At 71.5% G+C, this 19,434-nt stretch carries 19 protein-coding genes; 11 read left to right on the top strand and 8 right to left on the bottom strand.

Going from position 1 to position 19,434, the window contains the following annotated elements; genetic code table 11:
- Window positions 1-51 precede the first annotated feature (51 nt).
- The 8 genes from AC0N04_RS06895 (at window position 52) to AC0N04_RS06860 (ending at window position 8,795) form a co-directional block, all read left to right on the top strand.
- Window positions 52-747 (top strand): cytochrome b/b6 domain-containing protein, encoded by a 696-nt coding sequence (locus tag AC0N04_RS06895; protein ID WP_474279906.1) that lies wholly within the window; start codon window positions 52-54, stop codon window positions 745-747.
- A gap of 23 nt (window positions 748-770) precedes the next feature.
- Window positions 771-2,141, top strand: coding sequence for a cache domain-containing protein (locus tag AC0N04_RS06890; protein WP_474279905.1), 1,371 nt, complete (start codon window positions 771-773; stop codon window positions 2,139-2,141).
- Window positions 2,142-2,178: 37 nt separating this feature from the next.
- Window positions 2,179-2,790: a response regulator transcription factor gene (locus AC0N04_RS06885; RefSeq protein WP_474280510.1), complete on the top strand. Its 612-nt coding sequence runs from the start codon at window positions 2,179-2,181 to the stop codon at window positions 2,788-2,790.
- A 219-nt stretch (window positions 2,791-3,009) separates the two neighbouring features.
- The gene (locus tag AC0N04_RS06880) at window positions 3,010-4,236 is read left to right on the top strand and encodes an ABC transporter substrate-binding protein (protein WP_474279904.1); all 1,227 of its coding nucleotides are present in this window, start codon (window positions 3,010-3,012) and stop codon (window positions 4,234-4,236) included.
- Between the two features lie 97 nt (window positions 4,237-4,333).
- Complete coding sequence (locus tag AC0N04_RS06875) at window positions 4,334-5,209, top strand: branched-chain amino acid ABC transporter permease (protein WP_474279903.1); 876 nt, start codon at window positions 4,334-4,336, stop codon at window positions 5,207-5,209.
- Between the two features lie 61 nt (window positions 5,210-5,270).
- A complete protein-coding gene (locus tag AC0N04_RS06870) occupies window positions 5,271-7,202 on the top strand; it encodes a branched-chain amino acid ABC transporter ATP-binding protein/permease (RefSeq protein WP_474279902.1) in 1,932 nt (643 codons plus the stop codon).
- Between the two features lie 109 nt (window positions 7,203-7,311).
- Window positions 7,312-8,034 (top strand): ABC transporter ATP-binding protein, encoded by a 723-nt coding sequence (locus AC0N04_RS06865; RefSeq protein WP_474279901.1) that lies wholly within the window; start codon window positions 7,312-7,314, stop codon window positions 8,032-8,034.
- A 65-nt stretch (window positions 8,035-8,099) separates the two neighbouring features.
- Window positions 8,100-8,795 (top strand): dienelactone hydrolase family protein, encoded by a 696-nt coding sequence (locus AC0N04_RS06860; protein WP_474279900.1) that lies wholly within the window; start codon window positions 8,100-8,102, stop codon window positions 8,793-8,795.
- A 286-nt stretch (window positions 8,796-9,081) separates the two neighbouring features.
- Here AC0N04_RS06860 and AC0N04_RS06855 read toward each other — a convergent pair whose 3' ends face one another.
- From AC0N04_RS06855 to AC0N04_RS06845, 3 genes are all read right to left on the bottom strand, one after another.
- A complete protein-coding gene (locus AC0N04_RS06855; RefSeq protein ID WP_474279899.1) occupies window positions 9,082-9,849 on the bottom strand; it encodes a transporter in 768 nt (255 codons plus the stop codon).
- Window positions 9,850-9,968: 119 nt separating this feature from the next.
- The gene (locus AC0N04_RS06850; RefSeq protein WP_474279898.1) at window positions 9,969-10,223 is read right to left on the bottom strand and encodes a GlsB/YeaQ/YmgE family stress response membrane protein; all 255 of its coding nucleotides are present in this window, start codon (window positions 10,221-10,223) and stop codon (window positions 9,969-9,971) included.
- Window positions 10,224-10,401: 178 nt separating this feature from the next.
- Complete coding sequence (locus tag AC0N04_RS06845) at window positions 10,402-10,686, bottom strand: hypothetical protein (RefSeq protein ID WP_474279897.1); 285 nt, start codon at window positions 10,684-10,686, stop codon at window positions 10,402-10,404.
- Window positions 10,687-10,895: 209 nt separating this feature from the next.
- Here AC0N04_RS06845 and AC0N04_RS06840 point away from each other — a divergent pair, with 209 nt between their 5' ends.
- Window positions 10,896-12,605 (top strand): ClcB-like voltage-gated chloride channel protein, encoded by a 1,710-nt coding sequence (locus tag AC0N04_RS06840; protein WP_474279896.1) that lies wholly within the window; start codon window positions 10,896-10,898, stop codon window positions 12,603-12,605.
- An 18-nt stretch (window positions 12,606-12,623) separates the two neighbouring features.
- Here AC0N04_RS06840 and AC0N04_RS06835 read toward each other — a convergent pair whose 3' ends face one another.
- Both AC0N04_RS06835 and AC0N04_RS06830 read right to left on the bottom strand, forming a co-directional pair.
- Window positions 12,624-13,532, bottom strand: coding sequence for an alpha/beta hydrolase (locus AC0N04_RS06835; RefSeq protein WP_474279895.1), 909 nt, complete (start codon window positions 13,530-13,532; stop codon window positions 12,624-12,626).
- Window positions 13,529-14,413 (bottom strand): hypothetical protein, encoded by an 885-nt coding sequence (locus AC0N04_RS06830; protein WP_474279894.1) that lies wholly within the window; start codon window positions 14,411-14,413, stop codon window positions 13,529-13,531. The genes AC0N04_RS06835 and AC0N04_RS06830 overlap by 4 nt, the downstream gene beginning before the upstream one ends.
- A gap of 253 nt (window positions 14,414-14,666) precedes the next feature.
- Between AC0N04_RS06830 and AC0N04_RS06825 the strand changes: the two genes are divergently transcribed.
- Together AC0N04_RS06825 and AC0N04_RS06820 are read left to right on the top strand one after the other, a co-directional pair.
- Complete coding sequence (locus AC0N04_RS06825) at window positions 14,667-15,032, top strand: PspC domain-containing protein (RefSeq protein ID WP_474279893.1); 366 nt, start codon at window positions 14,667-14,669, stop codon at window positions 15,030-15,032.
- Window positions 15,033-15,045: 13 nt separating this feature from the next.
- A complete protein-coding gene (locus AC0N04_RS06820; protein WP_474279892.1) occupies window positions 15,046-15,243 on the top strand; it encodes a hypothetical protein in 198 nt (65 codons plus the stop codon).
- Window positions 15,244-15,250: 7 nt separating this feature from the next.
- On the opposite strand, the gene AC0N04_RS06815 is transcribed toward AC0N04_RS06820, so the two are convergent.
- The 3 genes from AC0N04_RS06815 to AC0N04_RS06805 form a co-directional block, all read right to left on the bottom strand.
- A complete protein-coding gene (locus AC0N04_RS06815) occupies window positions 15,251-16,006 on the bottom strand; it encodes a class II aldolase/adducin family protein (RefSeq protein WP_474279891.1) in 756 nt (251 codons plus the stop codon).
- A gap of 91 nt (window positions 16,007-16,097) precedes the next feature.
- On the bottom strand, window positions 16,098-18,476 hold the full coding sequence (locus tag AC0N04_RS06810; protein ID WP_474279890.1) for an HAD-IC family P-type ATPase: 2,379 nt from the start codon (window positions 18,474-18,476) through the stop codon (window positions 16,098-16,100).
- Window positions 18,473-19,381, bottom strand: a complete 909-nt coding sequence (locus AC0N04_RS06805; protein ID WP_474279889.1) for an aldo/keto reductase — start codon at window positions 19,379-19,381, stop codon at window positions 18,473-18,475. Before AC0N04_RS06805 ends, AC0N04_RS06810 begins: the two co-directional genes overlap by 4 nt.
- Window positions 19,382-19,434 lie beyond the last annotated feature (53 nt).

Raw genomic sequence — 19,434 nt, 5'->3', positions numbered from 1 at the left:
CGGCGACCGCGCCGGCGTGTCCCTGTTCGCCCCCCTGTTGCGGAGCCCTCGATGTCCCCAGCCCCCTTGCCTGCCGTGCCGGTCCGCGTCTGGGACCTGCCGACCCGTTTGTTCCACTGGCTTCTGGTCGCCGCCGTGGTGGCGCTGGTGATCACCGGGCAGGTGGGCGGCAACGCGCTGGTCTGGCATCTGCGGCTGGGCCTGGCCACCGGCGCGCTGCTGGTGTTCCGCGTGGTGTGGGGCCTGGTGGGCGGGCGCTGGTCGCGTTTCGCGGCCTTCGCGCCGACGCCGGGCGCCGTGCGGCGCTACCTCGCCGGCAGGCCGCAGGCCGGCGACCGCTTCGAGGTCGGCCACAACCCGCTGGGAAGCCTGAGCGTGCTGGCGCTGCTGCTGCTGTTGCTGGCCCAGGTGGGCACGGGCCTGGTGGCCGACGACGAGATCGCCACCACCGGGCCGCTGAACCGCTTCGTCTCGGAGGCCGTGGCCGGCCGCGCCACCACCTGGCATGCCGAGATCGGCAAGTTCCTGCTGATCGGCCTGGTGATGCTGCACCTGGCCGCGGTGGCCTTCTACCTCTGGCGCAGGCGGCTGAACCTGGTGCGGCCGATGATCACCGGCGACAAGCCGCTGCCGCCGGGCACGCCGGCCAGCGCCGACACGCTGGCCACGCGCTTGCTGGCGGCCGTGCTGCTGGCCGCCTGCCTGGCGCTGGCGGCGTGGATCAACGCACTGGGCAACGCCGGCTGAGCGCCCTCCCCCCCGTCGCCGCCATGCGCCTGAAGTCCAAGATCATCCTGTTGGCGATGCTGCCGCTGGTGGCGTCGATGGGCCTGATCGTCGTGGCCCAGCGCCAGCAGGAACACTTGCTGGCCCAGCGCCAGGAGGCGCTGGTGCGCAGCGCCTATCTGAACGAGGCCCGCAACGAGCTGCGCCACCTCACCGCGCTGGCGCTGTCGACCGTCAGCCCGCTCTACAACACCGGCCGCAACGACGACGAGATCAAGCAGCAGGCAATGCGCCGGCTGGCCGCGCTGGACTATGGCAGCGACGGCTACTTCTTCCTGTACGACTTCAACGGCGTCAACCTGATGCATCCGCGCCAGCCCGAGCTGGTGGGGCGCAACCTGCTGAAGCTGCGCGACGAGAACGGCGAGTTCCCGATCCAGATGATGCGCGACAAGGCGCTCGGCGGCGGCGGCTTCGTCACCTACAGCTGGAACAAGCCCTCGACCCAGAACCCGGCGCCCAAGATCGCCTACGTGACCTCGCTGGAGCGCTGGAACTGGTGGTTCGGCACCGGCATCTACGTGGACGACATCGATCAGGTCGTGGCCCAGCTCGACCTGGAACTGGCGGCGCGCACCCGCGCGACGATGAACTGGATCGGCGCCATCATGGGCCTGGGCCTGCTGCTGATCTTCGGCGGCGGGCTCTGGCTGAGCGTGCACGAACTGCGTCTGGCCGATGCCAAGCTGACCTTGCTGGCCCGCCAGGTGGTGGGCTCGCAGGAGGCCGAGCGCGCCTACCTGTCGCGCGAGCTGCACGACGGCACCAGCCAGACGCTGGTCTCGGTCAAGCTGCTGACCGAAGCGGCGCTGGAGCGCCTGCCCAGCGACAACACCGGCGCCCGGGCGGCGCTGACCCGGGCCGTCGAGCGCCTGAAGGAGGCGCTGGTCGAGGTGCGCGGCATGTCGCACCGGCTGCGGCCGGTGATGCTGGACACGCTGGGCCTGTCGGCCGCGCTGGGCCAGCTGGCCGAGGAGATGTGGGGCCTGTCGGAGACGCGGGTCACGGTGCGCGTCGACGGCCCGCCGGTCGACCTGCCCGAGGACATCAAGACGGTGCTGTTCCGCGTCACACAGGAGGCGCTGACCAACATCCAGAAGCATGCCGGCGCCTCGCGGGTCGAGCTGCGATTGGTGTTTTCCGAGGGCGGCGTGCAGTTGCAGGTGCAGGACAATGGCCAGGGCTTCGACACCGAGGCCATCGGGCGCCACCCCAGCCAGGGCATCGGGCTGCGCAACATGCGCGAACGCCTGGCGTCGATCGGCGGGCGCCTGAGCGTGCAGTCCCGCCCCGGGCTGACGGTGGTGAGCGCCGAAGTGCCTGCAACTGCGATCGAGCGATTTGCCCGTGTCTGACCCGTCCCCGCCCTCGAACGACCCGCGCATCCGGCTGATGATCGTCGACGATCACGCCGTGGTGCGCGACGGGCTCAAGGCCGTGCTCGGCCTGGTCGACGACCTGCAGGTCGTGGCCGAGGCCGGCAATGGCGCCGAGGCGCTGGAGCGCGCCCGCAGCCACCTGCCCGACGTGGTGCTGATGGACATCGGCATGAAGGGCGAGAACGGCATCGAGGTCGCGGCGCGGCTGCTCGACGACAACCCCGAGCGCGCGGTGCTGATGCTGACCATGCACGACGGCGTCGAGCATGCCCAGCGCGCGCTGAAGGCCGGCGCGCGCGGCTACGTGCTGAAGGACGCGCCGTCGGCCGAGATCGTCAGCGCGATCCACACCGTGCACGCCGGCGGCACCTACCTCAGCCCGGCGATCGCGCAGGCGCTGTTCCGCACGCCCACCGCGCGGCCGGTGCTGTCCGACCGCGAGCAGCAGATCCTGGTCTTCCTGGGCGAAGGGCAGTCCAGCAAGCAGATCGCCAACGCGCTGGACCTGAGCGTGCGCACGGTCGAATCGCATCGCCAGAGCATCCGCCGCAAGCTCAACCTGGCCGGCCAGGCCGAGCTGATCAAGTACGCCGTCGAACACGCCGGCAAGGCCGCTTCCGCCTGAGCCGGACCGGGCCGAACCGGACCCGACGGTACTCCCCCGGGTTTCCACCTTCCGGGTTTACGAGTGCGTAATGCCGCGCACGCGGGCTGCGTAGTCCGACGGTGGCGCGGGCGCGCCGCGGCGCGCACACTGCGAGCCCTGACACTGCCCTGCAGTGCGGCCTGGGCACCCCCGGCATGTGGCCGCGGGTGAGCAAATTCAACAATCTGGAGACCGACGATGAAATTGGTTGCGATGTCCCTGAGCGCCGTGGCGCTGGCCTGCTCGATGTCCCTGGCGCATGCCGCCGACCCGATCAAGATCGGTGTCTCCGGCCCGTTCACCGGCGGTTCGTCGTCGATGGGCGTGAGCATGCGCGACGGCGTTCGCCTGGCCACCGACGAGATCAACAAGGCCGGCGGCGTGCTGGGCCGGCAGCTCCAGCTCGTCGAGCGCGACGACGAGGCCCGCAACGAGCGCGGCGTTCAGATCGCCCAGGAGCTGATCAACCGCGAGAAGGTGGCCGCCACCGTCGGCTTCATCAACACCGGCGTCGCGTTGGCTGCCGAACGCTTCTATGAAGAAGCCAAGATCCCGGTGATGAACAACGTCGCCACCGGCACCATCATCACCCACCAGTTCGACAAGCAGCCCGACAACTACATCTTCCGCAATGCCGCGGCCGATGCGATCCAGGCACCGATGATCGTCGACGAGGCCATCACCCGCCGGGGCTTCAAGAAGGTCGCGATCCTGGCCGACTCCACCAACTACGGCCAGCTGGGCCGCCAGGACCTGGAGAAGGCGCTGACGCTCAAGGGCATCAAGCCGGTCGCCGAAGAGAAGTTCAACATCGGCGACGTCGACATGACGCCGCAGTTGCTGAAGGCCAAGGAAGCCGGCGCGCAGGCCATCCTGACCTACGGCATCGGCCCCGAGCTGGCGCAGATCGCCAACGGCATGACCAAGCTGGGCTGGAAGGTGCCGATGATCGGCAGCTGGACGCTGTCGATGGCCAACTTCATCGACACCGCCGGCCCGGGCGGCGAAGGCGCGCGCATGCCGCAGACCTTCATCCAGGAGCCGACGACGCCCAAGCGCCAGAGCTTCATCATCAACTACCTGCGCACCTTCAAGCCCAAGGACAACCGGATCGACTCGCCGGTCTCGGCCGCGCAAGGCTACGACTCGATCTACCTGCTGGCCGCCGCGATCAAGCAGGCCGGCAGCACCGACGGCCCCAAGGTCCGCGCCGCGCTGGAAGACCTGAAGAGCCCGGTGGTGGGTGTCGTGACGACCTACAACCACCCCTTCACCAAGGCCGACCACGAGGCGATCACCGCCAACATCCCGGTCTTCGGCGAGGTCAAGGGCAATCACGTGATCTATGCCTACGAGGCCGACCAGAAGGCGGCCTCCGAAGTGCGCGTGAAGGACGTCAACGCCAAGGGCGCGCTGAAGAAGTAAGCGCCTCGCGGGCCGGCGCCGCGCCGCGCCGGTCCGCCTTCTTCCCACACCCGCCGGGTCTCCGGCGGGCTCGCCTTCGCGACTCCGGGCCACTGCCATGCAGATCCTCACCCAACTCGTGTTCAGCGGCATCGCGCTGGGCATGATCTACGCTGTCATCGCCTTCGGCTATCAGCTCACCTTCGCCACCTCCGACACGCTGAACTTCGGCCAGGGCGACGCCTTGATGCTGGGTGCGATGGTGGGGCTGACCCTGGTCGGGCTGGGCGTCAACTACTGGCTGATGATCCCGCTGGTGTGCCTGTTCGGCGCGCTGCAGGGCGCGCTGGTCGAGCGCGTCGGCGTGCGCCCGGCGATCAAGATCAAGAGTGAGTTCGGCTGGATCATGTCGACCATCGCGCTGGGCATCATCTTCAAGAACGTGGCCGAGAACGTCTGGGGCCGCGACGACCGGAAATTCCCGTCGCCGCTGCCCGAGGCGCCGCTGCACGTGCTCGGCGCGAACGTGCTGCCGATGGAGCTGCTGGTGATCGGCGGCGCGGTGCTGATGATGCTGGCGGTCGAGATGTTCAACCGCAAGTCCATCTACGGCAAGGCCGTCGTGGCGACCTTCAACGACCGCGACGCCGCCAAGCTGATGGGCATCAACACCGGCCTGGTCATCACCTTCTCGTACGCGCTGTCGTCGATGTCGGCGGCCTTCGCGGGCGTGCTGATCGCGCCGCTGACGCTGGCCGGCCCCAACATGGGCGCCGCGCTGGGCCTGAAGGCCTTCGCCGTGGCCATCATCGGCGGCCTGACCAGCGGCATGGGCATCATCCTGGGCGGCATCATCCTGGGCGTCGCCGAGACGGCGACCGGCTTCTACCTGTCGACGGGCTACAAGGACGTGCCCGGCCTGGTGCTGCTGCTGATCGTGCTGGCGATCAAGCCGGCCGGCCTGTTCGGCAAATCGGCCATCAAGAAAGTCTGACGACCTTGCGGGACGACCCGCCCGAGCATCGCGACCTTGTCGCCAACGAACCCGACCGACCATGAAGAACGCAAAACAACTGCTCGCCGCCGCGATCGCCATCGCGGCGCTGGCGCTGTTCCCGCAGGCCGTGGGCAACCCGTACTACATCCACCTGGTCGAGACCATCATGATCTACGCGATCGTGCTGTTCGGCCTGGACATCGTGGTCGGCTACACCGGCCAGGTCTCACTGGGCCACGCCGGCCTGTTCGGCATCGGCGCCTATGCCTGCGGCGTGCTGATCATGAAGTACGACGCCGGCCTGTGGCTGACGCTGCCGACGGCGATCGCCGTCACCGCGGCCTTCGGCGCGGTGCTGGCGCTGCCGGCGCTGCGGGTCACCGGGCCGTACCTGGCGATGGTGACGCTGGCCTTCGGCACCATCATCCAGATCCTGATCAACGAGATGGATTTCCTGACCAACGGACCGATGGGCATCACGCTGAGCAAGCCCTCGCTGTTCGGCCAGGAGATGAACGAGACGCAGTTCTTCTGGCTCGTCGGCGCGCTGCTGATCGCGTCGCTGATCTTCGTGCACCGCGTGCTGCGCTCGCACCTCGGACGGGCCTTCGAGGCCTTGCGCGGCAGCCCGGTGGCATCGGACTGCATGGGCGTGTCGGTCTACCGCTACAAGGTCTACGCCTTCGTGATCAGCGCCGGCCTGGCCGGCCTGGCGGGCGCGCTGTACGCCTATTCCGAGCAGTACATCTCGCCCAACACCTACAACTTCGAGCAGACCGTGCTGTTCCTGCTGGCCATCATCATGGGCGGCCGCAAGACCCGCACCGGCGCGCTGCTGGGCGCGACCATCATCGTGATGCTGCCCAAGATGCTCGACGACGTCGTGCTGTTCCGCAGCGTCGCCGTGGTGCTGACGGTGCTGGTCGCGATCTCCGCCGGCGTGGCCTACAAGCGGGGCAAGGCCACGCCGCAGGCGGCGCTCATTCCGGTGCTGGGCAGTGCCGCACTGGCCGCGGTCTCGTTCAAGCTCGACTCGATGACCGACTGGCGGCTGTCGATCTTCGGCCTGATCACGCTGTTCGTCGTCTACTACCTGCAGGACGGCATCGTCGGCTTCGTGCGCACCGCCTTCAACCTGCGCGGCCACGCCGCCAGCGATGCCAGCGAGGCGGCGGCCATGGCCCCGAGCGGCGACGCGCTGAGCCACTCCGCCGGCGCGGCCGGCGCGACCTTGCTGGAAGCCAAGGGCATCCTGATGCAGTTCGGCGGCCTGAAGGCGCTGAACAACGTCGACCTGACCATCAAGCGCGGCAGCATCCACGGCCTGATCGGCCCCAACGGTTCGGGCAAGAGCACGATGATGAACGTGCTGACCGGCATCTACGTGCCCACGGCGGGCGGGGTCAGCTTCGACGGCCAGCCCCAGGCGGGCCGCACCTCGTCGCAGATCGCGCTGTCGGGCATCGCCCGGACCTTCCAGAACGTGCAGCTGTTCGGCGAGATGAGCGCGCTGCAGAACGTGATGGTCGGCCTGCACCACAGCTTCAAGAGCAACCTGCTGGACGTGGCCCTGCACCTGCCGCGCTACCTGCGCGAGCGGCGCGACAACAGCGTGCGCGCGATGGGCCTGCTGCGCTTCGTCGGCCTGGCCGACCTGGCCGGCGAGGAGGCGCGCAACCTGCCGTACGGCAAGCAGCGCGTGCTCGAGATCGCCCGCGCGCTGGCGCTGGACCCGCAGTTGCTGCTGCTCGACGAGCCGGCGGCGGGCCTGACTGCGCCCGACATCAAGGAGTTGCTGCGCATCATCCAGAAGATCCGCGAGCACGGCGTGACGGTGATCCTGATCGAGCACCACATGGACGTGGTGATGACCTTGTGCGACACCGTCTCGGTGCTCGACTTCGGCCAGAAGATCGCCGAGGGCCTGCCGGCCGCGGTGCAGGCCGACGAGAAGGTGATCGAGGCCTATCTGGGCGGCCAGGCGTCATGACGGCCCCCACGCCCTGCGCTTCGCGCCTTCGCCGCCCCCCGAAGGGGCGCGGCCCGGCACCGGACCGGCCTGTCCGCCGGCCCCTCCGATCGAACAAGGATTGACGTCCATGCTCACTATCAAGAACTTGAGCGCCGGTTACGGCAAGGTCCAGGTGCTGCACGGCATCTCCATCGAGGTGCCCCAGGGCCAGGTGGTGACGCTGATCGGCTCCAACGGCGCCGGCAAGACCACCACCATGCGCGCGATCAGCGGCATGATCAAACCCACCGGCGGCGAGATCCACCTCAACGGCCAGCGCGTCGACGGTCGCGAGCCGTTCCACATCGCGCGCCGCGGCCTGGCCCATTCGCCCGAAGGCCGGCGGGTCTTCGCCACCATGACGGTGGCCGACAACCTGCTGCTGGGCGCCTTCCCGCGCCTGACCGGCGCCCGCGCCAAGGGCGACGTGGCCGGCGACCTGGAACGCGCGATGGACTTGTTCCCGCGCCTGAAGGAGCGCCGCACGCAGCTGGCCGGCACGCTGTCGGGCGGCGAGCAGCAGATGCTGGCGATGGCCCGCGCGGTGATGCTCAACCCCGAGGTCGTGCTGCTGGACGAACCCTCGATGGGCCTCGCGCCCATCCTGGTCGACGAGGTGTTCCGCATCATCGAGCGCCTGAAGGTGCAAGGCGTCACGATGCTGCTGGTCGAGCAGTTCGCCGCGGCGGCGCTGGCCGTGGCCGACTATGGCTACGTGCTCGAGAACGGTCGCATCAACGTGCACGGCCCGGCCGAGAAACTGCGCAACGACCCGGCCGTGAAAGCGGCCTATCTGGGCGGCGGCCACTGAGCGGGCAGGCTCGTCCGATACTGGCACCTGTGGGTCGGACGTCGACCCGACCGAGGAGATCGATGATGGGCAGCAACGTTGAATTCCGGCGTCCCGACGGACAAACCGTTTCCGGCTACCTGGCCGAGCCGGACCCGGCCGCCGGTCCGGCACCGGCGGTGGTGGTGATCCAGGAATGGTGGGGCCTGAACGACCAGATCCGCGGCGTCGCCGATCGCCTCGCCAGCGCCGGCTACCAGGCGCTGGTGCCCGACCTGTACCGCGGCAAATCCACCGTCGAGGCGGAGGAAGCCCACCACCTGATGAGCGGGCTGGACTTCGGCGATGCCGCCTCGCAGGACATCCGCGGCGCGGTGCAATATCTGAAGGGCCGGGCGCCCAGGGTCGGCGTCACCGGCTTCTGCATGGGCGGCGCGCTGACGCTGCTGGCGCTGGCGAACGTGCCCGAGCTCGACGCCGGTGTCGTGTGGTACGGCTGCCCGCCGCTGGAATACCTGACCGCCGCCAACATCAAGGTGCCGGTGCTGGGCCACTGGGCGACGCAGGACCAGTTCTTCGCGATCGACACCGTCGACGCGCTGGAAAAGCAGCTCGGCGCCGCCGACGTGCGCTTCCAGTTCCATCGCTACCTGGCCCACCACGCCTTCGCCAACGAAACCGCCGTCGGCCCGGGCCGCATCCCGGCCACCCAGTACGACCCGGTCTGGGCCCAGCAAGCCTGGGACCGCACCCTCCGTTTCCTAGGCCAGCACCTGGGCTGAGGCCGGACCGAGCAAGCCCCTGCGGGCTTGCGAGTGCCTGCCGAAGCGCCCGGGCATGCAAAGCCCGGGCGTGGGGTGCGAACGCACAGGCCGGACCGAGCAAGCCCCTGCGGGCTTGCGAGTGCCTGCCGAAGCGCCCGGGCATGCAAAGCCCGGGCGTGGGGTGCGAATGCACAGGCCGGACCGAGCAAGCCCCTGCGGGCTTGCGAGTGCCTGCCGAAGCGCCCGGGCATGCAGGCCCGGGCGTGGTGGGGTGCGAAGGAGCAGACTGGGTCAGGCCTCGGCGTCAGAACAGCTTGCCGGCCAGGAAGGTCACCCCGGTCATCAGCGTCCAGCCGCCCGAGGCGGTGCTCAGGCCTTTGCTGACGGCCACGTCCAGCGCCAGGCCGCGGCGTGGCGCGAAGCTGGCCGCCAGCAGCGCCTGGCCGGTGCGGGCGGCGCCGGGCTGCTCGGTGCCCGAGAGCTCTCCCGACAGCCCCCACTGCGCGTCCAGATTGCGCGACAGCGCGGCCGCCCACGCGGTCTGCCAGCGGCCCTGACCGGCCGGCGCCGCCCCCAACCGGGTGGCCATCAGGTTCAGGTCGAGGTGCCAGGCCTGGGCAAAGTCGCTGCTGTAAATGCCGGTCAGGCCCAGGTCCCGTGCGCCGCTGCCCAGGCCGGCGGCAGCGGTCGGTTGCTTGACGCCCAGTTCCGCCCCGAAGGCCGACGCGTCGTCCATGGCCCAGCGGTGTTTGAGCACCAGGCTGGTGTCACCGCCGCCGTGGACCCGGGAGCCGTCGGCATCGAGCTGCCACACCTGCGCGTCGCCGCTCAGGCGCAGCCCCCAGTCGGGCGTGAACGCCAGCTTCAGGTCGTAGGGCAGGCTGTCGCGACGCAGCGGGTCGTCGGCGCGGGCGCGCTGCAGGCCGGCCTCGATCTCCAGCCAGCCGGGCGCCGACAGCGCGGCCGGGGTCGACACGCTGGGGCGGTAAGGCGTGACATCAGGCGCCTCCTGGGCGTGCGCCGCCGGCATCGCCACCACGGTGGCCAGAGCCAGCTGGCGCGCCGCCATCATCGCGGCCCGGCGGGGGGTGAAGGAACCGGGCGGGCACCGGGCCTCAGGGTGATGGGCAGAACAACACATCGACCGCCAGTATCGCCGGCCCGCGCACGTCGGCGGCGCCGAGCCGGTGCTCACGCCATGAAGTGCTTCCACGCGTAGAGCAGGATCAGTGCACCGATCACCGACATCACCAGTCCCGCCGGGTGGACCAGCGCGCCGTCGTCGGGCCGGCTGAACAGGCGGGCGATGAAGCCGCCGACGAACGAGCCGGCAATGCCCAGCACGCCGGTCATCAGCAGGCCCAGGTGCTCGGAGCCCGGCATCAGCAAACGCGCGATCGCACCGACGACGATGCCGATGATCAGCATCCAGAGGTAATGAAACATGTGACAGGCTCCCTGTGGAGGCGGCCGGGCCGCCGAGATTGAACAGCGTCGCAGCATGCCCCGGCGCCCGCGGGGACGCCAGCCGGCCTGACGGGGCGCAGTGCGATTCTTTGCACCGGCGTGGTGGCACGCTGACAGCGCTCGCCCGCGCCGCGGCATCCGCCCCCCGCGGCCGTGCTCAATCGCCGTGGGCCCAGCGGTGCTCCAGCACCAGCGCCACGCACAGGGCCGAGCCGATGCCGTACAGCAGCCAGGTGCGCCCGACCACGTACGGGAAGAACATCAGCACCAGACCCAGCACGACCGGCACGGACCGCTCGGCCCGGCGGCCCAGGCGATAGGCCGCCCAGCCGACGAGGCCGAAGACGAGCGAGCCCAGCAGATAGGCGGGGCTGGGCAGCGACAGGCCCATGGCGGGCAGGGAGGTGGACAGGTCCTTCATCGGCGGTCGACTCGCGGGCATGGGAAGGTGTCCATGATCGCAACAAATGCGCCGCGGCGCGAGCGGCGCGCTGCGGTCCCGGCCTGGGTTTAACATCGGCCTCGCCCCGCGCTGCCGGCGCCTGCCGCCACGAACGGCCCGCCTGCCGGCCAGCCGCGATCGGCTTCCTCTTCGTTCCGATGGATCGGCGTCCGCCGTTGTGCGCGGCGCCGGCACCGAGTTGTTGTCCGATGCGTCTGCTGCGCTCTGCCGTCCTGCGGCTGCTGGATCGAACCCGCAGCGCCGAACTCCCGCTGACCCTGCTCACTGCCGGCCTGATCGGCGTGCTGGGCGCGCTGTGCACGATCGGCTTCCGCCAGGGCGTCGAAGGCGCCGAGCGGCTGGTCTACGGCGAGGGTGGCGGCCTGGTCCGCATCGCCAGCCACCTGCCGCCGTTCTGGCGCCTGGTCACGCCCGCGCTGGGCGGGGTGCTGGGCGGCCTGGCGCTGGCCTGGGCCCGGCGGCTGTCGCATCCCGACGGCAGCAGCGACTACATGGAATCGATCGCGCTGGGCAACGGCCGGCTGGCCGTGCGCTCGTCGCTGGGACGGGCGTTGTCGTCGGCGCTGGTGGTGGCCAGCGGCGGCGCGATCGGGCGCGAGGGCTCGATGGTGCAGTTGTCGGCGCTGGCCGGCTCGCTGGTCGGGCGCTGGCGCCAGGCGCCGATGCCACGGCTGCGCCTGATGGTGGCCTGCGGCGCCGCGGCGGGCGTGGCGACGGCCTACAACGCGCCGGTCGCCGGGGCGCTGTTCGTGGCCGAGATCGTGCTGCATTCGGTGGCCATCGAAAGCCTGGGGCCGCTGATCGTCTCGGCCGTGACCGCCCACCTGACGCTGACGCGGCTGTTCGGCCTGCGGGCGACCTACCACATGCCGCCGATCGAGGTGCCGGGCGGCTCGGCCACGCTGGTGCTGGCCGGCCTGGGCCTGTTGGCCGGCGTGGGCGCGCCGCTGTACCGCGCGGTGCTCGATCAGGGCCATCGCCTGTTCGCGCGCTGGACGGCGCCGCTGTGGCTGAAGCTGGGGGCCGGCGGCCTGGTGGTGGGTGCGCTGTCGCTGCTCAGGCCCGAGGTCTGGGGCAACGGCTACAGCGTGGTCAACGACATGCTGCAAGGCCACTGGCTGTGGCAGGCCTTGCTGGTCGTGCTGCTGCTGAAGCTGGTGGCCGTGGCCGCCACCACCGGCTCGGGCGCGGTCGGCGGCATCTTCACGCCGACGCTGTTCGTCGGCGCCGCCGCCGGCGGGCTGTTCAGCACCGCGGTGCAGGCGCTGTCGCCCGGGCTGATCGCGGCGCCGGTCTGCGTCGCGACCGGCATGGGGGCGTTTCTCGCGGCCGCCACCCATGCACCGCTGACCTCGATCCTGATGATCTTCGAGATGACCGAGAACTACGGCCTGATGATGCCGTTGATGCTGTCCTGCGTGCTGGGCTACACCGTCTCGCGCGTGATCCGGCCCGACTCGATCTACTCCGATGCCGCCGGCCAGGCCCAGCCGACGCCGGCGGTGGCGATCGCCACCGATTTTCTGCGTACCGATGCCGCCACCATCGCCGAGGGCGAGAGCCTGCAGGCGCTGGAGCAGGTCTTCGTGCGGCACCGCCGGCCGCATGTCTACGTGCTCGATGCGGGCGAGCATTTCCTCGGCGCGATTTCGCTGCACGACCTGAACCCGCTGACCCGCAGCGCGCACGACGAGAAGGCCGCCTGGCCGCCTGCGCTGCTGCGCACCGACTTCCCCTCGGTGCGGGCCGACATGCCGGTCTGGCAGGTGCTGGAGACCTTCGCCACCCACCCCGGCGAGCGCCTGCCGGTGCTGGACGACGAGCGGCGGTTGCTGGGCTACGTGACCAAGAGCGACCTGGTGCTGATGTTCCGGGAGCGGCTGTCGCAGCTGCCCTGAGCGCGAGCCGCCGCCGCGCTACAGCGCCTGGCCGGCACGGCGGGCGGCCGTCACATGCGGCTCGCGCTCGCGCCCGGGGGGCGCGGCACGCGGCGCCGCGACGTGCCGTGGCGTGCGCCGCGGCGCGCTGACGGCCAGGTCCAGCCGCTCGCGCACCTCGGCCTGCACCGCCGGGCCGCTCCAGTAGTCGCCGTGTCCGGCGGGGCTGGCGTCGTGCTGGCTCAATCCGGGGAAGTGACCGGCCGTCCAGTCGCGGTGGCCGAGGGCGACCGGCAGCACGCCTTCCTGCGCGGCGGCGACGGTCTCGCCGACCGGAAAAGCATAGGCCAGCACCGCATCGTCGGCCGAATAAAAGCTCGTCGCGCGGCCGCCGGCGCAGGCCGCACCCAGGCCTAGCGCCAGCGTGTCGGCGGTCGCCTGCAGGCGACCCACCGGCACCGCGGCGGCCAGGTTCATCAGGCGCCGCACCTGCAGCCCGGCCTGGCCGCGAAGCAACCCCAGCATCTGCAGCGCGACCCGGTTGCCCATCGAATGCGCGACCACGTCCAGCGTCAGCCGGCCGCCCGAACAGGCGACCAGATCGACCACGATCTCGCGCAGCAGCGCGGCCGAGCGGTCGGCCAGCGGCAGCGCGAACGGGTAGAACGCCGGCCGGGCCAGGCCCCAGGTCGCGTCGCCGGGCCAGAACACCTGCACCTGGGTGGCGCCGAAGGTCCAGTCGCGGCCGGGCGCCACCTGCGCGGCCTGCAGCGCCTCGAAGCTGGCGTAAGCCGTGCGCGCCTCGTCGACCGTGTCGTTGTAGCCGTGGATCAGCACGATCAGGTGGCGGCAGCCGCGCAGCGCGGGCACCGCCAGCCAGGCGCGCAGCGGATCCAAGGTGCCGCCGGCATCGGCGCTGCGGCAGTTCAACTCGACGATGGCGCTCATTTGGCGGCGAGGCCGGCCAGCGACTGCGTGAAGTCCTTCGCGAACGGCGCCAGCAGGCCGCCCATCAGGCCGACGGCGAACGCCCGCGGCTCGGACAGCGCCAGGCTCTGCTTGACGGCCAGCTCGACGATCACCACGCTCATGCCGATGCCCAGCGCCTGGTTGAGGCGGCTCCACCAGAACTCGGCGCGCAGCTGAAAGCCGTCGAGCTTGCGTGCCACCAGGCTGGCCAGGCGCGCGCGCGCCTGCGCGGCATCGCTGGCCGCCTGGGCGGCGGCGGCATCGGCGGCCGGATCGGCCGCGCCGGGCGCCGTGGCGCGCAGATGGGCCGACACGTCCTGCACCGCGTGGGCGTGGCGGGTCCAGGCGCTGCGGTCCGCCGGCGCCACGCGGCCGACCGGCTGGCTGTCCTGGCGGGGTTCGAAGTCGGAGCTGGTCAGGAAGGTGAACAGGCGCGGGAACTTGTCGGGGTAATCCAGCGCGATCCGCGCCGCGGCCTGCACCTGGCCCATCAGCTTCTCGATCGACTGGCCGTACAGCACGCTGTCGTGCCGCTGGTCGCCGATCGCCAGGAACAGCAGCTCCGGCAGCACCTGATCCCGGCCGGCCCCCAGCCAGCGGCCGACCATCTGCTGGTGGAAATGCCGCCGCAGATCGACCAAGGCCTTGAACAGTTCGACGAAGGCCATCGCCACCGTGCCGGCCGCCGCCAGCACGCCGGCGTAGGCCAGCGCCTGCTGGGCCAGCGCGACGATGCTGGCGGTGACGGCGTCTGTGGCGGCCACCGTCCCGGTGGCGGCAAACACCGGCCAGGCGGACAGGACGACCGCGCCGCCGACCGCCACCAGCCCCCCCAACCGCCCGGGTCCTTGCACTGCCATCGCCACCTCCTGGTCCCGGCGCTGCGGGCGACCCCTTCGTCGCCGACCCCGCCGCGTGGCCGCAGCTTGGCAGCTTTCGGGGCCGCGCCCATCCCTAGGAGACCGGCCCGCAGCACGCTGGCCGCCGCCCCGTCGGGCCCAGCAGCACCTCATCCCGCCGAGCGCGCACCCGGTCGCAACAGCAGGTGCCAGGCGGGCCGAACCGGACTAGAGTGAAGCCCATCGACCCCACCCCGGCCGCAAGGAGACCCCCATGACGCTCAGCGAACAACTCGAACAGCTCGACGACCTGCACCGCCGCGGCGTGCTGACCGATGACGAGTTCGCCCGCGCCAAGGCGAGCACGCTGGCTTCGCCGGCGCCGGCACCGCTCCACCCCGGCCTGGCGGCGATCAACGGCTTGCGGCGCAGCCGCCACGACCGGTGGCTGGGCGGCGTGTGCGGCGGCCTCGCCGACAGCTTCGGCCTGGCGGCCTGGGCGTGGCGCCTCGGCTTCCTGCTGCTGCTGCTGTGCGCGGGCAGTGGCTTGCTGGTGTACGCGCTGATGTGGTTCTTCGTGCCGCTGGCGTCGGACACCGGCCGTTTCGGCGGCGATGCCGGCCCGCTGCACGCCCACTGAGCGCAGGCCCGCCATGACAAGCTTGCTGACCCTGCTGGCCTGGTGCCTGTTGCTGGTGCTGAGCTGGCCGCTGGCGGTCGCGGTGCTGCTGCTGTGGCCCGTGCTGTGGCTGCTGTCGCTGCCGTTGCGGCTGATCGGCATCACGCTGGAAGCGGTGTTCGCGCTGCTGCGCGCGATCCTGTTCCTGCCGGCGCGCCTGCTGGGGCGCTGAGCGCCGTTCAGAGCTGGTACGAGCGATCGAGCCGGTCCAGCTTTCGCAGCAGCGCGGGCCAGGCGATGCCGGCGCCCTGGCCCTTGGTCACCCTGCGCATCACCTCGGGCATGGTCTCGAGGATCCGGGGGTCGACCGTCACCAGTTCGCCGCCGGCCTGGGCGCTGATCTGGATCGCGCAGCTGCTCTCGAACGTGTACATCGACAGGAAGGCGTCGGCCACCGTCGCGCCCACGGTCAGCAGGCCATGGTTGCGCAGCATCAGGAAGGTGTTGTGCCCCAGGTCGGCCTGCAGGCGCGGCTTCTCGTCGTCGCGCAGGGCCACGCCTTCGTAGTCGTGGTAGCCCAGCGCCGGCACGACGAAGGTCGATTGCTGGCTGATCGGCAGCAGGCCGCCTTTCTGCGCGCTCACCGCCACGCCGGCCCGGCTGTGGGTGTGCAGCACGCAGCCGACATCGGGCCGGGCGTCGTGGATGCAGCTGTGGATCGTGAAGCCGGCCGGGTTGACCGGGAACGGCGACTCGCTGAGCTGGTTGCACTGCTGATCGACCTTGATCAGGCTGGACGCGGTGATCTCGTCGAACATCAGCCCGTAGGGGTTGATCAGGAAATGGTGCTCGGGGCCGGGGATGCGCGCGCTGATGTGGGTGAAGACCAGATCGCTCCAGCCGTAGAACGCCACCAGCCGGTAGGCGGCGGCCAGATCGACCCGCAGCTGCCATTCGTCGGCGCTGACCTGGTCCTTGAGCGAAGGGATGTGCATCGTCTGTCTCCTGGAGGTGGGAACGAAGCGCCGGCTCTGCGGCGCGGCTGCACGGTGCAGGATACGCGAGCACGGCCCGCGCGGCTGTCGCTCAGGCGATCGCGAAGCGCGGGAAAACCCAGAGCTTGGCCTGGTCGAGCACCAGGGCGAAGCCGGCGCAGGCCAGCAGCAGGCCCGCCACCCAGGCCGGCGGCAGCGCGGCCATCAGCCAGCCCTGCCACGCCAGCAGGCCGACCCCCAGCACGTCGGCACCGCTCGCCAGCAGCATCCAGCGCGACGGCGCGAAGGCCCACAGGCGCGCGCCGGTGCGCAGCACGTAGAGGTTGGCCTGGTTGGTGAACACCAGCAGCAGGAAGACCACCGTTTGCAGTTGGCCCGCGCTCAGCGCCCGCGTGCCGCGGGCCCAGCCGTAGACCGAGAACGAGAACAGCAGCGACAGCAGCGCGAACAGCGCCGCCGCGCCGACCAGCTGCCGCACCGCCCAGCGCTGCGGCCGGGGCGCCGGCTGGACGCGGTCGCTGGCGATGCTCATCGTCACGAAATCGTTGGTGAACAGCAGCAGCACGATCAGCGTCGCGGAGATCACGAAGCCGCCGGTGAGCATCAGCCCGAGCGTGAGGAACGACGCCAGCTCCAGCGTCTTGAGGGTCTTGTTGAGCGTGTAGGTGAGCATGCGCCGGTGCACCTCGCGGCCGGTGCGCACGACGTTCAGCACGCCGGCCAGGCCGACGCCGGTCAGCACCACGCCGGCCGCGGCCTTGGCCACGTCGGTGGCGCTGGCCACCGCGATCCCCAGCTCGGCCTGGCGCAGCGCGGGCGCGTCGTTGACGCCATCGCCGGTCATGCCGGTCACATGGCCGGCCTGCTGCCATGCGACGATGAGCCGGTGCTTGTCCTCGGGCAGCACGCGGGCGTAGAGGTCGCAGTCCTCGGGCCGGCCGGCCTGCGCCTGGCAGACCCGCGTGCCCAGGCCGAGCTGGGCGCCGATGGCGCGTGCCGTCTCCTCGGCGTCGCCGGTGGCCATGCACACGCGCACGCCCAGCCCGCCGAGCTGGCGGATCAGCTCGGCCGCGTCGGCGCGCGGCGGGTCGGCCAGGCCGACCACGCCCAGCAGCTGCAGTGCGTCCACCGGGCCGGCGGCCACCGCGAGCACGCGGGCGCCGCCCTGCGCCAGCTGGCGCTGCGCGGCGTCCAGCGCGGCCTGCCCGGCGGCGTCCAGCCGGCACAACGGCCCGACGACGTTGGCCGCGCCCTTGAGCGCCTGCCACGGCGCGCCATCGACGCTGTAGTCGCCTTCGCTGCGGCGGGTGGCCGGATCGAACGGACGGAACGCGGTGCGCGGCGGCGCCGCGGCCAGCAGCCCGCGCTCGCGCGCCGGGCCCAGCAAGGCCAGATCCAGCGGGTCCTGCGTTGCGTCGTCGCTCGCCAGGGCCGCCGCGCGCAGCACCGCGGCTTCGTCGGCGCCGGGCGCCAGCGCGAGCGCGCCGGCATAGCTGAGGCGGTTCTCGGTCAGCGTGCCGGTCTTGTCGGACACCAGGGTGTCCATCGCAGCAGCCTCCTCCACCGCCGGCAGCCGCGTCACCAGCACGCCGTCGCGGGCCAGCTGCAGGCTGCTGAGCGCGGTGGCCAGCGTGTAGGTGGCCGGCAGCGCCACCGGCACCGACGCCACCAGCAGCATCAGCGAGAACACCGCCGTGTCGCCCCAGGGCAGGTGCTGCCACAGCGCATAGGCCACGACGACGACGACCAGCCCCGCGTCGAACGCGACCAGCCGCTTGACGATCGCGAAGATCGTGCGCTGCATGTGGCTGGGCGCGTCCGAGCTGCGCACCAGCTCGGCGGTGCGGCCGAAGAAGGTCCGGGCGCCGGTGGCGGTGACGCGGCCGCTGGCCTCGCCCTGGCGCACGATGGCGCCGGTGTAGGCCGGCTGCCCGGCCCCGGCGTCGACCGGCAGCGATTCGCCGGTCAGCGCCGCCTGGTCCAGCGACACCGCGCCGTCGTACAGCGCCAGGTCGGCCGCGACGATGTCGCCGGCGCGCACGTGCACGATGTCGCCCGGCACCAGCTGCTCGGCCGCCAGCGTGCGCCACCGGCCGTCGCGCAGCACCCGCGCGGTGACGTGCAGCTGCCGGCGCAGCAGCGCCAGCGCGTCCTGCGCCCGGTGCTCCTGGACGAAGGCCACCAGCGCGTTGAACACCAGCAGCGCGGCGATCACCAGCGCCTCCCAGCCGCGGCCCAGCAGCAGCTGCAGCGCGATCACCGCCTCCAGCATCCACGGCACCGGCGCCCAGAAGCGGGCCGCGAACTGGCGCCAGGCGGGCGGTGCCTGCCCGGCGATCGCATTGGCGCCGAACTGCGCCAGGCGACGCCCGGCCTCGGCCTCGGTCAGCCCGCTGGCCGGGTCGGTGGCGGGCAGCTCGGGTCCGGTGGACGGGCGAGGCGGGCCGCCGCCGGGCCGCGCCAGCGTCATGCCACCTCGTGCCCGGTGCGCGCCTGCCAGACCCGGTACCAGTCTTCGGCGGACAGCGGAACGTCGAGCGCCGCGGCCGCCTCGCGCAAGGCCTCGACGCGGCCCGACCCGGTGATCGGCAGCGGCCGGGCCGGGTGGCGCAGGATCCAGGCGTAGGCCACGGTCGCGGCGCTGACCCCGTGGCGCTGCGCCAGCTCGTCGAGCACGGCCCGCACGCGCTGGGCCGGCTCGTCCTGCCGCGAAAAGAGGCCGCCCCCCGCCAGCGGCGACCAGATCATCGGGCGCAGGCCGAGGTCGGTGCACTGCGTCAGCGTGCCGTCCGACAAGGCCTGCAGTTGCAGCGGCGAGAGCTCGATCTGGTGGGTCGCCAGCGGGTGCCGGCGGTGCAGCATCGCCAGCTGCGAGGGCGCATGGTTCGACACCCCGAAGCTCAGCACCTTGCCCGCCGCGCGCAAGGCGTCGAACGTCGCCGCGAGCTCGTCGGGATCCATCAGCAGGTCGGGCCGATGGATCAGCAGCAGGTCCACCCGATCGGTGCGCAGCGCGCGCAGCGAGGCCTCGACCGACGCGACCACATGGGCCCGCGAGCTGTCGTAGGACTTGATCGCATGCGCCGGGCGCTGGTCCGAGACGAGCTTGATGCCGCACTTGGTGACGATCTGCAGGCGCTCCCGCAGGCCCGGCGCCGCCGCCAGCGCGTCGCCGAACAAGGCCTCGACGCGGTAGTTGCCGTAGAGGTCGGCATGGTCGAAGCTGCTGATGCCGAGCTCCAGCGCCTGTTCGATCCAGCGCACCCGCGCCGGCACGTCCAGCTGCCACTCGGCCATGCGCCAGACGCCCGCGACGATCGCCGACAGCGAGAGGCCGCCGGGCACCAGCGGCACCATCGGGACGGCGCGACTCATCGCCGCGCCCCCCGGTGGGACGGGCCGGGGCGGCGGTCGGCAGACCTCACCGA

This window comes from Ideonella sp. sgz306126 (assembly GCF_056032705.1).
This window is presented reverse-complemented; position numbering and strand designations above follow the sequence as displayed.